Source organism: Amycolatopsis solani, assembly GCF_033441515.1.
Lineage (GTDB): Bacteria > Actinomycetota > Actinomycetes > Mycobacteriales > Pseudonocardiaceae > Amycolatopsis > Amycolatopsis solani.
This window is the reverse complement of record NZ_JAWQJT010000001.1, coordinates 1,983,448-1,998,100: the sequence shown is the minus strand read 5'-3', so window position 1 is coordinate 1,998,100 and position 14,653 is coordinate 1,983,448. Positions and strand designations below refer to the sequence as shown.

At 72.8% G+C, this 14,653-nt stretch carries 9 protein-coding genes; 2 read left to right on the top strand and 7 right to left on the bottom strand.

What is annotated here, in order from left to right:
- Positions 1–60: 60 nt before the first annotated feature.
- From SD460_RS09970 to SD460_RS09955, 4 genes are all read right to left on the bottom strand, one after another.
- On the bottom strand, positions 61–2,577 hold the full coding sequence (locus tag SD460_RS09970) for a CHAT domain-containing protein (RefSeq protein ID WP_318306093.1): 2,517 nt from the start codon (positions 2,575–2,577) through the stop codon (positions 61–63).
- Positions 2,578–2,825: 248 nt separating this feature from the next.
- Entirely contained in the window at positions 2,826–3,311 is a 486-nt protein-coding gene (locus SD460_RS09965) for a hypothetical protein (protein ID WP_290059780.1), read from the bottom strand.
- Positions 3,308–3,883: an RNA polymerase sigma factor gene (locus SD460_RS09960; protein WP_318306092.1), complete on the bottom strand. Its 576-nt coding sequence runs from the start codon at positions 3,881–3,883 to the stop codon at positions 3,308–3,310. Before SD460_RS09960 ends, SD460_RS09965 begins: the two co-directional genes overlap by 4 nt.
- Positions 3,880–5,514 carry a S8 family serine peptidase gene (locus tag SD460_RS09955; protein WP_318306091.1) on the bottom strand — a complete coding sequence of 545 codons (1,635 nt, stop codon included), beginning with the start codon at positions 5,512–5,514 and terminating at the stop codon, positions 3,880–3,882. Before SD460_RS09955 ends, SD460_RS09960 begins: the two co-directional genes overlap by 4 nt.
- A 183-nt stretch (positions 5,515–5,697) precedes the next feature.
- On the opposite strand from SD460_RS09955, the gene SD460_RS09950 reads away from it, so the two are divergent.
- Entirely contained in the window at positions 5,698–8,826 is a 3,129-nt protein-coding gene (locus tag SD460_RS09950) for a SpvB/TcaC N-terminal domain-containing protein (protein WP_318306090.1), read from the top strand.
- A gap of 33 nt (positions 8,827–8,859) precedes the next feature.
- Here SD460_RS09950 and sigJ read toward each other — a convergent pair whose 3' ends face one another.
- Complete coding sequence (gene sigJ / locus SD460_RS09945) at positions 8,860–9,732, bottom strand: RNA polymerase sigma factor SigJ (RefSeq protein ID WP_290059772.1); 873 nt, start codon at positions 9,730–9,732, stop codon at positions 8,860–8,862.
- 152 nt (positions 9,733–9,884) lie between these two features.
- Here sigJ and SD460_RS09940 point away from each other — a divergent pair, with 152 nt between their 5' ends.
- A complete protein-coding gene (locus SD460_RS09940; RefSeq protein ID WP_290059771.1) occupies positions 9,885–12,692 on the top strand; it encodes an alpha-L-fucosidase in 2,808 nt (935 codons plus the stop codon).
- Here the strand turns inward: SD460_RS09940 and SD460_RS09935 are convergent.
- Positions 12,681–13,301 (bottom strand): hypothetical protein, encoded by a 621-nt coding sequence (locus tag SD460_RS09935; RefSeq protein WP_318306089.1) that lies wholly within the window; start codon positions 13,299–13,301, stop codon positions 12,681–12,683. The two genes, SD460_RS09940 and SD460_RS09935, sit on opposite strands and share 12 nt — an antisense overlap.
- A 99-nt stretch (positions 13,302–13,400) precedes the next feature.
- The gene (locus tag SD460_RS09930; protein ID WP_318306088.1) at positions 13,401–14,636 is read right to left on the bottom strand and encodes a S53 family peptidase; all 1,236 of its coding nucleotides are present in this window, start codon (positions 14,634–14,636) and stop codon (positions 13,401–13,403) included.
- Between the last annotated feature and the right edge of the window lie 17 nt (positions 14,637–14,653).

The following is a 14,653-nucleotide window of genomic DNA, read 5'->3' as shown; positions in this document are numbered from 1 at the left end:
CCGCGATGCGATCGATCACCGGAAAGCAACCTTCAAGATCGCCGGACGTCGGTAAGGGAGTCAGCTGCGACCGAAGCAGACGAACGGCATCAGCGGTTCCGCCGTGGCCGCGTCCGCCAGGGCCCGCGCCGGCGGCGTCCCGGCCGCGAGCGCGGTGTGGAACGCGAGCATCACGCCGCCCGCCGTCCGGTCGTCGACCCGCGCCACGCTCGAGACCACCGTGCGGCTGCCGCCGTAGAGCAGCGCCGCCGTGAAGCCGAGGACCTCGTCGCCCGCGCGGACGACGGCCTGGCCGACGTCGCACGACGACAGCACCACCTGCTCCGGCGCCGTCGCGAGCTGCTGGACGTCGTAGGCCATCAACGGCCCGTCGGCGAGGTTGAGCCGCGAGAACAGCACGTTCTCCTGCTCGTGGTGACCGTGCGCGGCGAAGTGGGCGAGCCGGCAGCCGTCGAACGCCTTGAGCGTCGCCGCGACCGTCGCGTCCGGGCCGGTCAGCACCTCCGCCTCCGGGTACAACGGCGCCAGCGACGAGATCTCGGTCTCCGCGTGGGTCAGGTCCGAGCCCGCGACCAGCAGCGGCGCCCCGCCCGCGCGCCGGGGACGGCGGCCCGCGTCGAGCCAGGCGGACGAGGACGGCGTGACCGTCACCGGGCGGCCGCGCAACGTCGGCAGCAGCCCCCACGGGATCGCCGACAGCGCGCCGGTCGGCACGACGACGACGTCGAGGTCACCCAGCCGCGCCGCCAGCGGCGCCAGCAGGATCGCGTCGAGCGCGATCACCTGCGTGCGCACCGACCGGCGGATGACCCGGTCGAGCTGCGGCGGGAGCTGGCGCCCGCACAACGCGTCGAGGTCGCTGTGCAGCCGCGCGACCGGTTCGGCGACCGCCGACGCCGGGCCGAGCTCGATCAGCGCCACCCGGTGGTTCGCGATCACCTGCGCGCACAACGCGCCGTGGTCGTCGAGGAAGCAGACCATCGCGCTGCCGGTGCCGGCCAGCTCGTCGCCGATCTCGCGCAGCTTCGCCTCGGGGTGGTCCTCGTCGGTGCCCTCGGCCTGCCAGCCCTTGGCGCGGATTTCCCGTTCCAGCGCGGCACAGCGCTTCACGGCTTGGGCGTCCGGCTTCCCGGCCAGCTCGCCCGCGCGGATCTGCATCGAGAGGTACCGCAGCTCGGCGACGGCGTCGACGGTCTCGGGGTGCGCGGGCGGGCGCACCGGCCGGAACCGGAACGCCTGCGCGCGGGAGCGGTCGAGCCACCGGAACACCACCCCCGGCGAACGCTGGGCGAGCGCGGCGGCGAGGCCGGCGTCGGCGAGTTCCTTGCCCAGCGACGTCGTCGCGGTCTGCAGGTCGACGCTGCCGAACCGGCTGCGGTGCCGCTGCAGCTGGGCGAGCCCGGCGCGCGCGTTCGCGAACGTCACGCGCCGGTGGCCGGTCGCCGCGCCGAGTTCGGCCAGCGCGAGCCGCCGCACCAGCCGGTTTTCCAGCGGCGCGGCCCGGCGGTCGCGCGGGGCGATGCCGGCACGGGCGCCGTCGAGGTCGCCGAGCGCGATCCGGGCCCGCGCGGCCAGCAGCGCCGCGATTTCGGCGTCGTTGCGCAGGCCCAGCCCGGTGAGCCGGCCGGCCAGCGCGGTGGCTTCCGCGGCGACGCGGGCGATCCGCCGTCCGGCCGCGAAGTCCGCGCGCAACGCGGTCAGCTGCGCGACCGCGGCCCAGGTTTCGTTGCCCCGGCGGCGAAACCGCCGTTCCGCGCGCCCGGCCCAGCTGCGCGCGGTCGCCGGGTCACCGCTCGCGAGCGCGGCCAGCGCGCGCGTGAGTTCGGCTTCGGCGTGCTCCTGGTTCATCCGCAGCCGCGGGAACTGCTCGAGGGCGGCGTCCAGTTCGGCGGCGGCTTCCTGCGGCAGCCCGGCGGCGAGCAGCGCCCGCGCCTTGTCGACGGCCAGCACGGGCAGCATCCCGACGCTCTGCTCGGCGTAGAACCCGCTCGCCGCGTCGAAGTCGCGCAGCGCGCCCGGGATGTCCCCGGTCAGCACCCGCGCCTGCCCACGGCCGTGCGCGGCTTTCGCGAAGATCCGGGCCAGGCCTTCTTCTTCGGGCTGGCCGGCCCCGATCTGCTCGCACTGGTCGAGATCGGCGAGCGCGAGCCGCACGCGGCCGGCGTACTGGTGCAGCATGGCGCGGTTGAGCAGCGTCCGGGCGAGCACGACGAACTCGCCCGCCTGCCGCAGCAGCGGGATGGCCTCGTCGAAACAGGTGAGGGCTTCGTCCATCCGTCCGATGAGGATGAACACCAGACCCCGTTGCTGCCGCAGGATCCCGCGCCCGGCGTCGGAGACGAGGACGTCGGCCTCGTCGAGCAGCGCGAGCCCGCGCGCACTGTTGCCGAGCGCGGTTTCGACGGCCGCGTAGGTGCCGAGCACGCGCGTGGCGAGGTCGGGCCAGGCCGCCCACCCGGGCGGCGGCGCGGTGGCGGGCAGGCCCAGAAGCCGTGCGGCAGAACGGATCAGGCGCCCGCCGACCACGGGCTGGCCGTTGTTGGTCGCCGCGACCGCACGCCGATGCAGGTCGCGCACCCGGTCTTCCGCCTTCGGCGACGCGACCACAGGCTGCCCTTCCGGCCGGGGCCGTCCCCCTCGGCCGAGAAGGACGCCCCGGATCGTACCTCCGGCTCCGGGCAATCCGGGAGCTCTTGCCGGAGGGCAGCTTTTCACGTGACAGCGCCAAATCCGGGTCACGGATGACGTGAATGACTCATTCATGTCGTCCGACGACATGAATGAGTCATTCAAGACAGCGCCACCGGCCCCGGCCCGAGCCGCGCTCAGAGTTCGATGGCCGGTGTGCTCACCGTCCTCGACCTTCCGAGGGTCCGCACCAGCACCTGCACCATCCCGTGGGCCACGCCGTTCACGGCGAAGCGGCCCTCGGCGTCCGACGTGGTCGTCAACGGGCCGTTCGCCGTGCGGACCTCGATCGGGTGCTCGGCCGGGGGCGTCAACCACCCGTCCAGGCGCATCGTGCCGGCCGCTTCGGGACTCACGTTCACCATGATCGTGAGGCTTTCGCTGTCGAACGTGATGAGCCGTCCCTGTTCGGCGGCGCTTCGCGTGACGGCGAGGCCCTCCTGCTCGCGGATGCGCATCACTTCCAGGTCGACGTCCTCCAGCGCGATGGCGAAGCGGATCTGCTCCACCAGCGTGGCGGGCATCGGGTCGGCGTCTTCCCACAGCTCGCGCACGCCGGCGAGGAGCCGGAAGTCGAGCTCGTCCAGCGGCTCGTTCGCGCCTGGTGGTTCGACGGTGGTCACAGCCAATCTCCTTCGCCGTTGGCGAGTAGCTGCTCGCGCAGGCGCGCGAGGCAGCGTCCCCTGGTCGGGCCGATACTCCCCCTCGGCATTCCCAGCCGGGCGCCCACTTCGGCGTAGTCCGGCCGGTGCACGAACGCCACGATCCGCAGCAGGCTGCGGCAGCGTTCGGGCAGGTTGTCGACCGCGCGCCAAAGCCGCACGCGCTGGTCTTCGCGCAGCACCCCCTCCTCGGGTGCCGGTGCCGCTTCGGTCAGCCGCTCCGGGAGCTCCGGCAGCGGCCGTTCGACCTGGCGTTTTTCCCCAGTCCGCCAGGCCTCCCGCTTGGTCACGGTGATCAGCCAGCCGGTCAGCGCGACCGGCGAGCGGATCTCCGCGAAGGAGCCGAGCAGGCGTAGCCACGTCGTCTGCACGACGTCACCCGCCTGGTCGGCGTCCAGGCCCTGATCGCGCGCCACCTGCCAGAGCAGGGGCGTGAGCAGGGAAACCAGTTCGTCCAGCGCCGCGCGGTCACCCTCCCGCGCGGCGTCGAACAGCGCCGCCACGCGGCTGTGGTCGGTCTTGGCCACGTTCACAGCGAGCCCAGCGCGGACCAGGCCCGCTTGACGACCGTCTCGCGGTCGACGGTGGCCAGGTCCCCGGCGTGCGCCAGCAGGGCCTTGCCGATCTCGGCGGCGGCGAGCGGCGCGGCGAACGACGTGCCGTCCCAGACGGCGAAGCCGGCGCTGTAGTCGTCGGGGTCGAAGGAGTTGCGGCCGAGATCGGGCACCTGGTGGTCGGCGGCCGCGGTGCCGCGGACGTCGGTCGGGTACGTGCTGACCACGCCGGCGCCGGTCGCCCAGCAGCGCACCCACGGGCCCTCGTTGGAGAACAGCGCCTTGCTGGTGGCGACGTCGGGGTTGAGCGCGCCCACGCTGATCACCTGCGGGCCGCAGCCGGGGCCGAGCGGCTGGTCGGCGAAGGCCGCCGGGTAGAAGCGGCGGGTCGTGGCGTCGTTGCCCGCGGCCGCGACGACCAGCACGCCGAGGCCGAGCAGCTCGGCGATGACCGAGCCGAACTGGCCGGTGAACGCGACGTCCGCCGGGTCCTCGACGTAGTAGCCCATCGAGATCGAGACGATGTCGACCAGGTCCTGCGGCCGGTTGTTCGCCTGCGCGTTCCGGACGCGGTCGGCGAGCAGGTGCAGCGCGAGCAGCACGTCGCCCTCGTACGCGACGCCGTCGCTGTGCACGACGCGGATGGCGAGCGTGTCGGCTTCGGGGCAGGCCTGCCGGATGATCCCGGCGATGAACAGGCCGTGCCCGGTGTCGGTGTCGATGTCGCCGATCAGCGGCTGGCCGGTCGTCGGCGCGTCCCAGTGGTCGGTGAGCAGCTGGGTCGCCACGGTGGTCCCGGAGTCGATCTCGGCCTGCAGGATCGCCGCCTGGATGCCCGGCGCGACGGCGAGGCCGGAGCCGGGGGCCGGCGGGCCGGAGCGGTCGGCCAGCCCGAACCACGGGTGCGGGCCGATGCCGGTGTCGAGCACGGCGATCACCGGCCGCCGGTGCGCGGGCTTGCGGCTGCGGTACGGCGGTTCGGCGGCCAGCGTCACCGGGATCCGGTTCGCGCCGTGGGTGCGCCCGTACGAGCTGCCCGCGCCGAACCCGCTGGTCTCCCACGGCGTGCCGCCGAGACCGCTGGTCTCCCACGGGACCCCGCCGAACACCGGCGACGTGAAGAGCAGGTGCTCGACCGACATCTCCTTGACGATCTCGGGGTCGATCTCGGGCCGCTCGCCGGAAGCGGCGGCCCGCAGCAGCTGCAGCGCCCGCCAGCAGTCGACGACGACCGGGTCCGCGTCGTCGCGGACCTTCAGCAGCGCGCGGACGGGCACGTCGGGGAGCTCCCGGACGCGCGCGAACGCCCGGTTGTCGCCACCGCGGTCGGCCGGGGTGGCGTAGACGCCGATGCGGGCGAGCACGCGGTTGATCGCGGCCAGGGCTTCCGGGTCGCGCAGGTACCGGTTGGGCAGCAGGAACGTGCCCGGCCGGTACACCGTCGTGCGCGGCACCGGCTGACCGGCGGCGACGACCGCGGTCGCCGGGTCGAGCACGCGTGCGCCGTGCCGGTCGAGCAACTGCCTCGGCGGGGTCGGGAGCTCGTTCAGCGTGCTCGCGTCCTCCGCCGCCACTTCCGCGCTCTCGTCCCGGACGAACTTGACGACCATCGGGTCCACCCTCCGCCATTGATCACTGATGGCACCCGGGAAAGACCCGTGGGCCGCCACTGGGATACGACACGGACATCTCGAATGGGTAACGACGTCGGCAAACGGGTGAAGACGTATCTGGCGTGCCCGGCTCACCCACTTGGCCGTCCGGAAGTCACGGATCCATGCGGGGAGATCACCATGGTTGTGCTCCGGTCGAGCACGGGGGAGGCGACCCGGCCGGCGCCGGTCCGGGGACAGGGCGGGGTCTTCACCCCGGACCCGGCCACCGGCGGCGGGCGGTACGCGGTGCCGCTCGACCTGCCGTCCGGTCCCGGCGGCAGCGCCCCGGCGCTGGCGCTGCGCTACACGGCGGGCGCGCCCAACGGCCCGTTCGGCGGCGGGTTCGCACTGCCGCTGCCGCACGTCCGCAAGACCGACGGCCAGGCGCGGTCCGGGACGGCGGGCCGGCTCACGCGCCAAGGCGACGGCTTCGTGCTGACCACCCGGTCGGGCACCCGGCACTTCCTCGGCCCCGGCGGCGGCGACGGCTGGTACCTCGACCGGACCGAGGACGCGCTGGGCACGACGGCGACGTTCGGCTGGGCGCACCACAGCGGTCAGGCGTACCTCGCCCGCGTCGCCTACGGGCCGTACGAAGTGGACTTCGCGTACGAGCCGCGGCCGGACGTGCTGCGCTGGGGCCGCGGCGGCACCCTCGTCACGACGGCGCTGCGGTGCGCGCGGATCGACCTGCGGGTGCCCGCCGACGCGCGGCCGCTCGTCCGGCGGTGGAGCCTCGGCTACGACCCCGACGAGGTCACCGGCGCGTCCATGCTGACGTCGGTGGCGCTCACCGGCTTCGACGCGCGCGGCGCCGAAGCCGCCGCCCCCGTGCTGCGGCTGGCCTACGCGCGGGTGGAAGCCCCGGTGGCGAGGCGGGTCCAGCTCGCCGCCAAAGCCCGGTCCGGCGGCGGCGTTTCCCTGCTCGACGCCGACGACACCGTGCCGTACCGCCCCTTCGACGAACTGCCGCGCACCGGGCGGCTGAGCAGGATCGACAACGGCATCGGGCTGCACACCGAGATCGAGTACACGACCGTCGAAACGGTCCCGGTGGTCCGGCGCGTCTCGCGCCGCGAAGCGGCCACCGGCCACGTGGGCGTGACCGAGTTCGAATACCACGACCGCCGGTTCCCGGTGTTCGGCCGGGTGGTCCAGGACGAGCTCGGCGACGAGCACGCGCCCACGCTGCGGACCATGCGGTGGTTCGGCGACGACGGGCGGCTGACCAAGGAAGAGACCTACGGCCTCGACGACGCCGCCGGGCGGAAGCGGCCGTACCGCCGGGTGACGCACCTGCGCCGTCCACAGTGGACGCGCTCGGTGGTGACCGAGTTCGACCGGCGGCCGGACCCGGTCTCGGTGACCACGACGGAGACGGACTTCGACACCGCCGGGAACCCGGCCCGGGTGGTCGAAACGACCGAGCGGCCCGGGCGCGGGCCGGTCGTGCGCGACACCCGCACGACGTACGCGGCCGACCCCGACGGCCGGTTCGCGGCGTTGCCCGCGCGGACGCGCGCGGTGGACGGCGGCGGGAAGGTGCTCGCCGACCGGCTGTTCCGCTACGACGAAAACCCGGACGGCCGGGCCGGCGCGCACGGGCTGTGCACCGCGCGCGAGGAGCTGGTGCTGACCGACGCGCTCGTCGCCGACGTCTACGGCCCGGTCCCGCCGGACCTGCGCCACCACGGCTACCACCGCCGTCCCGGCGAGGACGGCTGGTGGATCACGACGTTCCACGGGCGGCTCGACACCGTCACCGGGTTGCGCACCACCACGACCGACGCGCTCGGGCACACCGGCGAAGTGCGGTATTCGGCCGACCGCTGCTTCCCCGAGGTGGCCACGGACCCGCTCGGGAACGTCACCGTCACGCGCCACGACGTCCGGACCACGCGAGTCCGGGAAGTCGTCGACCCGGCGGGCGCGGTAACCACGGTGACCCACGACCCGCTGGGCCGTCCCGAAACCGTCGTGCGGCCCGGCGACACGGCGGAGCTGCCGACCATCCGGTACCGCTACGACCTCGGCGCCCCGGCGCGGGTCACGACCGAGCAGCGCGCGGTTTCCGGCGAGGCGGAGGTGCTGCTCACGACCGAGGTGCGCGACGGCGCCGGGCGGCTGCTGGAGCGGCGGCACGCCGAACTGCTCGGCGACGTCGTCGACGAGCGCCACGAATACTGCGCGCGCGGTTTCCGGCGCCGGACGAGCCGGGCGTTCCGCGACGGCGACCGCCCGCCCACGTCCGAGGAGTTCCGCTACGACGCCCTCGGCCGCCCCCTCGACGTTCGTGAAGGGAACCCCGAAGTTCCTGAAGGTGGCCTTCACGACCTGCTCGGCCGGGAACTGCGGGGCGACGACGGGGTCGTGCTGGTGCGGGACGCCGCGGGGAATCCGGTGGAGGCGCGGACCCCCGACGGGCACACGGTGTTCCGGGTCCACGACGCCGTCGGCCGGCCGGCGGCGGTGCTGGTCGACGACCCGCACGGCACCCCGGTCACGACGTTCACCCACCACGACGGCGGGCTCCCGGTGCCGCCCGGCGCGGGGCCGCACAGCTGCGGGCGGCTGGTGCGCGTGGCCGACGAGTCGGGCGTGACGCTGTTCGGCTACGACGCGCTCGGCTACCCGGCCGAGAAGCGCTGGCGGCCGGCGCACGTCGCCGTCGAGTACCGCCTGGACGTGACGCGCCGCGCCGACGGGCGGCCGGCGAAGGTGGTCTACCCGGACGCCGGCGACGGAAGGCTGACGGTCCACCACCAGTACGACGAGGTCGGCAGGCTGGTGAGCGTGCCCGGCTTCATCGACGCGGTGCTCTACGACCTGCGCGGCCGGCGCACGGCGGTCCACTACGCGAACGGCGTCACCGAGGCGTGGACCAGCGGCCACCACGTCGTCACCGGCCCGGGCGGTACCTGGACCCGCGAACTCGGCGCGGCGGCGGCGCCGGAACCGTTGTGCGGCATGGAAATCCGCGACGCGTTCGACCGCCTGCGCGGCGTCCACGGCGACGACGGCGTCAACGCCCTGTACAGCTACGACCACACCGGCCGCCGCGTCCGCACCCTGATCACGAACGGTTCCCACATCCGCGAAGTCCTGACCCCGGACGAGCTGTACGCCATCGAGGACGGCGAACTGGTGGCCGTGGTGGCGGGCGCGGTCCGCCGGCACGCCGACAGCAGCCGGCGCTACCTGCACTTCGACGCCTCGGCCGGGGTCGCCCTGGTAACCGACGAGACCGGCGCGGTCGTGAGTGTTTAGTCGGGTTCTAACCCGACTAAACACTCACGAGCGTCAGTCGAGCACGAGACGGCTGAGGCGGTCGGGGTCCGCCAGGATGTCGATCTCCACGATCCGCCCGCCCGACACCGTGAACCCGAGCACCGAGAACGGCCGCCCGTCGCGGGTCGCGACCACGCCGGCCGCGCCGTTGACCAGGGCTCGGCGGACCACGCCGCCGTTCGCGCCGAGGCGGGAGAACGTCAGGGCCTGGTTCGCCACCGCCGCCGCGCCGCGGATCTCGTCCGAGCCGCCGTGGGCCGCGCCGCGGTCGGCGCGCAGGACGACCTCCGGGTCGAGGACCGAGACCAGCGCGTCGAAGTCGCCGCCGCGGGCGGCGGCCAGGAAGGCGTCGACCGCTTCGCGCTGGCGGGCCAGGTCCGGGTCCGGCACCACCGGCGCGCCCTGCACCCGACGGCGGGCGCGGCTGGCGAGCTGCCTCGTCGCCGCCTCGGACCGGCCGACGATCGGGGCGATCTCCTCGAACGGCATCGCGAACATGTCCCGCAGCACGAACGCCAGCCGCTCGCCCGGCGTCAGCGTGTCGAGCACGACCAGCAGTGCCAGGCCGACCGAGTCCGCCAGCAGCGCCTCGTGCTCGGGGCCGGCGTCCTCACGGCTGATGATCGGGTCCGGCACCAGCGTGTCCCACGACTCCTCGCGCCGGGCCTTCCGCGACCGCAGCACGTCGAGGCAGACCCGGCCGACGACCGTGGTCAGCCAGCCGCCCAGGTTCTCGACGGCGGCGCGGTCGCTCCGGCTCAGCCGCAGCCAGGATTCCTGGACGGCGTCCTCGGCTTCGCTCACCGAGCCCAGCATCCGGTAGGCGACGGCCCGCAAGTGGTCGCGGTGGGTCTCGAAGCTGCGGGCCAGCAGATCGTCGTTCACGGGGTGGTCCTTTCGCGTGCGTCGTCACCTTGACGTACCGCGCCGCGAAGATGTGACACGTCAGATGATTCGTTCCCGCTCAGCGACATACACCCTTGACGTACGATATATGACCTTACAATCATCGGACCTCTCCGACGAAGGAGCGGCCAATGAGAGTCCGAGCCTGCCTCGCCGCGGTCATCGTGCTGCTGGCGACCCTGATCACCCCGGCGAACGCCGAAGTGCACCACCCCCGCCAGGACTGGCTCCGGTCCTCGACGGCCGGGTTGTTCCTGCACTGGGGCATGTTCACCGCGCCGCGGCACACCGACTGCGCCGCCTGGGAGCACGACGTCACCGCCGGCGGCTGGACACCGGGCTACTGGATCGACGAGGCGACGAAGCTGGGCGCCTCCTACGTCGTGCTCACCACGTTCCACAGCCGGCTGGGCTACGCGCGGCCGTGGCCGTCGAAGATCCCGGGCAGCTGCTCGACGCAGCGCGACTTCCTCGGCGAGCTGATCGCCGCCGGCCAGGCCAAGGGCGTCCGGGTGCTGCTGTACATGACCGACGATCCCCAGTGGCACAACGAAACCGGCCACGAGTCGCTCGATTCGGCCGCGTACTCGGCGTACAAGGGCAAGCCGGTCGACCTGACCACCCGCGCGGGGTTCGGCGAGTTCGGCTACGACCTGTTCGACGAGGTCATGGACCGCTACGCCGGTCTCGCCGGGTTCTGGATCGACAACGACAACGAATACTGGGAGCAGCACGGGCTCTACGAGCGCGTCCGCGAGAAGCGGCCGTCCTGGTTGCTGAGCAACAACAACGAGGACACCCCGATCATGGACACGGTCAGCAACGAGCAGAAGACCGGCATGACGCCGTCCTACGACTACCCGCAGGCGATCTACACTCCGATGCCGCGGCTCACCGAAGCCGACTACAAGCTGCCGACCAACGGCGACTGGTGGTACAGCGGCGGCGACCAGGCCGTCGACTTCCGGCTCTCCACCGGCCGGTACATCACGAACGCGGGTTCGTCGATCAAGTCGCTGATGGCCGAAACCGCCATGCTGAACGGGAAGTTCCCGCCGCAGCAGGAAGCGTTCAACAACTTCATGGCCTCCTGGACACAGCCGATCAAGGAGTCGTTGCAGGGCGCCGAAGGCGGCGGCTACCTCTACGGCGGCATGCAACCCGGATTCTGGAACGACGGCGCGCACGGCGTCCTCACCGTGAAGGGGAACACCCAGTACGTCCACGTCGTCACGCGGCCGTCGACGAACCTGGTCCGGCTGCGCGACAACGGCTACCGCGTCACCGGCGTCTCCGACCTGCGCACCGGGAAACCGCTGCGGTTCGCGCAGTCCGGCGGCTATCTGTCCATCCTGGACATCACGGACTGGGACCCCTACGACACGGTGTTCAAGGTGGACACCGCTGGGCGGCAGTACTTCTACGACAAGAGCACGATCAAGGCGACCGCGTCGGCGGCGGCGCCCGGGCACCCGGCGGCGAACCTCGTCGACGGCAGTTACGAAAACTACTGGGACGCCGACGGCCGCCAGCCGGTGTCGGTGACGCTCGACCTCGGCAAGAAGCGCTCGACGGCCTACCTGGCGGTGCACGAACGCGAGTCGTCACCGACGTACGCCCGGGAATCGTTCGGCCGCGCCGAGGATTCCGCGCGGATCAGGGACTACCGCGTCTACGCGAGCGACGACGGGACGAACTGGGGTGCCCCGGTGCGGACCGGCGCCCTGCCCAGCACCCGCGGGGTGCAGTTCGTCGACGTCGGCGAGGTGCACGCGCGGTACCTCAAGCTCGAGGTGCTGAACACCTGGTCCGGCCCGCAGGCCAAGCCGTACTTCCACCAGCTCGCGCTCGACGAGGTCGACGTCGCCTACGGCTACCCGGACCCGCGCGGCGAAGTGCCGCTGGAGGCGGAATCGTGGCGCAACGGCTTCGAGGGCAAGGCGTCCCCGGTGTGGTGCGAGGCGTGCTCGGGCACGTCCGCCGTCACCGGGCTCGGCCGCGGCGCCGTCGTCTTCCGGAACGTTCAGGCGTCGGGTCCCTCACGGCTGCAGCTGGACACCACCGGGCCGGGCACGCTTTCGGTGAGCGTGAACGGCGCGGCGCCGATCACCGTCGACGCTCCCGCGGCGATCGCGGCTCCGCTGACCGCCGGGGCCAACACGATCAAGGTCTCGGGCACGACCGGCCTCGACCGGATCGCGGTGGCACCGCTGCCACCCGAGTCGTACACGCCGAAGACGACGCTGACGGTCGAACCCGCTGGCGTGCAATGGGTTTCACCGGGTCAGCAGTCCATGAAGGTCACCGCTTCCCTGCGGCTCGACGTCGACGACCCGATCGACGACGTGGTGCTCGCGCCGGTCGTCCCGCCGGGCTGGACGATCAGCGGTGCACCCGTGACCGCCGCGAACCTGCGGCTCGGTCAAGTCCTGAGTGGATCGTGGACGGTGACCGCCCCGGCGGCCCAGGACGTGACCATCCCGGTGACGGCGTCCTTCCGCACGCTCGGCCGAGTCAAGTCGGCGAGCAAACCCGTGCCGGTCAAGGTCCGCCCGGCGGACCGGGTGTTCATGCGCGAAGCGGAGGACTCGGCCAACGACATCGGCGACGCCGGTGTCACGAGCTGCGGGTCGTGCTCGGGCGGGCAGAAGGTCCGCAACATCGGCGGCGGCGCGGGGGCGGCGGTGACCTTCCCCGGCGTGACGGTGCCATCGGCCGGGAACTACCAGCTGTTCCTCGACTTCACGGTCAACGGCGACCGGTCGTACTTCGTGTCGGTGAACGGCGGCGCGCCGGTGGAGGTGAAGGTCAGCGGCGCGGGGAACAGCACCCCGTACACCACTTCGGTCCCGGTGACGCTGACCGCGGGCGCCAACGCGATCCGGATCGGCAACGACCGCGCCGGTGCGCCGGATCTGGACCGGATTTCACTGGGCTAGCTCGCGCAGCACCCGGGCCGGGTCGATGTCGACGGCGCGGCCCGGGTCCCCGCCCGGCCCGCTCCAGGCGACGGAGACCCACAGTTCGGCGTAGTCACCGCGGTCGACGCCGGGCAGCTGCCAGGTGAGCCGCGCCCCGTCGAGTTCGACGGCGTCCTCGAGCCGCCCCGACCAGTAGGGCGGCACGTGCTGCCCGGTGCGCGAGCAGTGCAGCAGCATTTCGGCGCCGGGGCCGCCGACGCCCACCACGGCGTCGGCGGTCCGGGCGGTGAAAGCGCCTTCTCCGTCGCGAACCTCGGCCGGCGGGTCGGCGAGCTCGGCCTGGACGACGAACTCGCTGAGCGCTTCCCTGGCCAGCACGCGGAAGATGGCGGTTTCCCTGGTTACGCCGGGCTGCTCGGGCGTGGTCCGCCCGGAGAGCACATCGAGCCGCACGGACTGGTGCCGCCACCGGCACAGCCGCGCGCCGGCGTCGAGGCCCCAGGTCAGCTCCGGTCTCGCCGGCACGTCCCAACCCCCTACGCGGACGGCGAAACGCACGTCCCCGAGCGGGGTGACGACGTCGAGCACCCTCGAGGGCGTCCGCGACAGCAGCTCGGTGTCCAGCATGCAGTCATCCTTACCCCGCACCGGGAGCCCGCACGCAAAGGTCACCCGTCCGTGGCAAGTGGACAGTGGCCCCGGCGCGCTCGCCGGGGCCACCGGCCCTCAGAACCCGGCCGTCCCGTGCGGGGTGCCCAGCCCGGTCGGCCCGTCGTAACCGGGACCCGCCGTGCAGAGGTACGTCCCACCGCAACTGCCGTTCGAACCCGACGTCACGTCGTAGAGCCCGTCAGCGTGCGCGTACGGGTAGGACCCCGACGTCACCGAGTTGCCCGCCAGCGCGTAGACGCTCGCGATCACCGGCGACGACAGGCTCGTACCGCCGACCTGGATCCAGCCGTCCGCGCCCTGGGCGAGCCCCAGCGACAGCAACAGGTCGCAGAACGACGAGCTGCCGCAACTGTTGTACGTGTCGTAGACGCCGAGCCCGGTGGCCGGGTCCGCGACCGCCGAGACGTCCGCGACCGTCCTTTTCGCACACGCGGTGTCGTGCTGCCACGCGGGTTTCGCTTCCAGGGCGGAACACCCGCTGCCACTGCCCTTCCACGTCGTCTCGGTCCAGCCGCGCGCGGCGGTCGTCGACTTCTTCAGCGTGGTGCCGCCCACCGCCGTGACGTACGGCGACGAGGCCGGCCAGCTGACGCCGTAGCCGGAGTCGCCCGAGGACGCGGTGACCGCGATGCCCGGGTGGTTCAGGTGGGCGTCCGCGGCGAGGATCGTCGAATCTTCGGTACCGCCGTAGCTGTTGGAGATCGCCACCACGCCCGGCGTCGCGGCCGCCGTGTCGACCGCCGTCATCAGCGGGTCCGTGTCCGGCGAATCGGCTTCCACCAACAGGATCTTGCAGTCCGGGCAGGTCGCCGACACCGCGTCGAGGTCGAGGCTGATCTCCATCGCCCAGCCGTAGTCCGGCGCGGGCAGCGGGCTCGCCGCGCCGTTCTGGTTGACCTTCTTGAAGCAGCCGTTGGCCGTCGTGCACGGCGAAAGCCCGCGCGCGGACCGGAACTTGGCCAGGTCCGCTTCGGCCGTCGGCGCGTCTTGGGCGTCCACAATGGCCACTGTCTTGCCGTTCGCGTGCAACCCGCCGAGGTTGTACGCCGCTTGGATTTCGGCCGGGCCGTACCCGACCGGGGTGGAGGTGAGCAACGGGCCGGAGCCCTTCGGGGAACGGATCGACTTGCCGAGGCAGTGCAGCTTGCCGGAGGTGGCGCAGCCGAAGTTGACGACGCCACCGCTCTTGAGCGGCGCGGCAGCGGCGGGCGAGGCGACGGCCACCGACAGCGGGGCCGTGACCAGACACAAGGCGGTGAGAGTGCGAACGAGTCCACGCGAACGGGCCATGCTACTCCTCGGTAGGG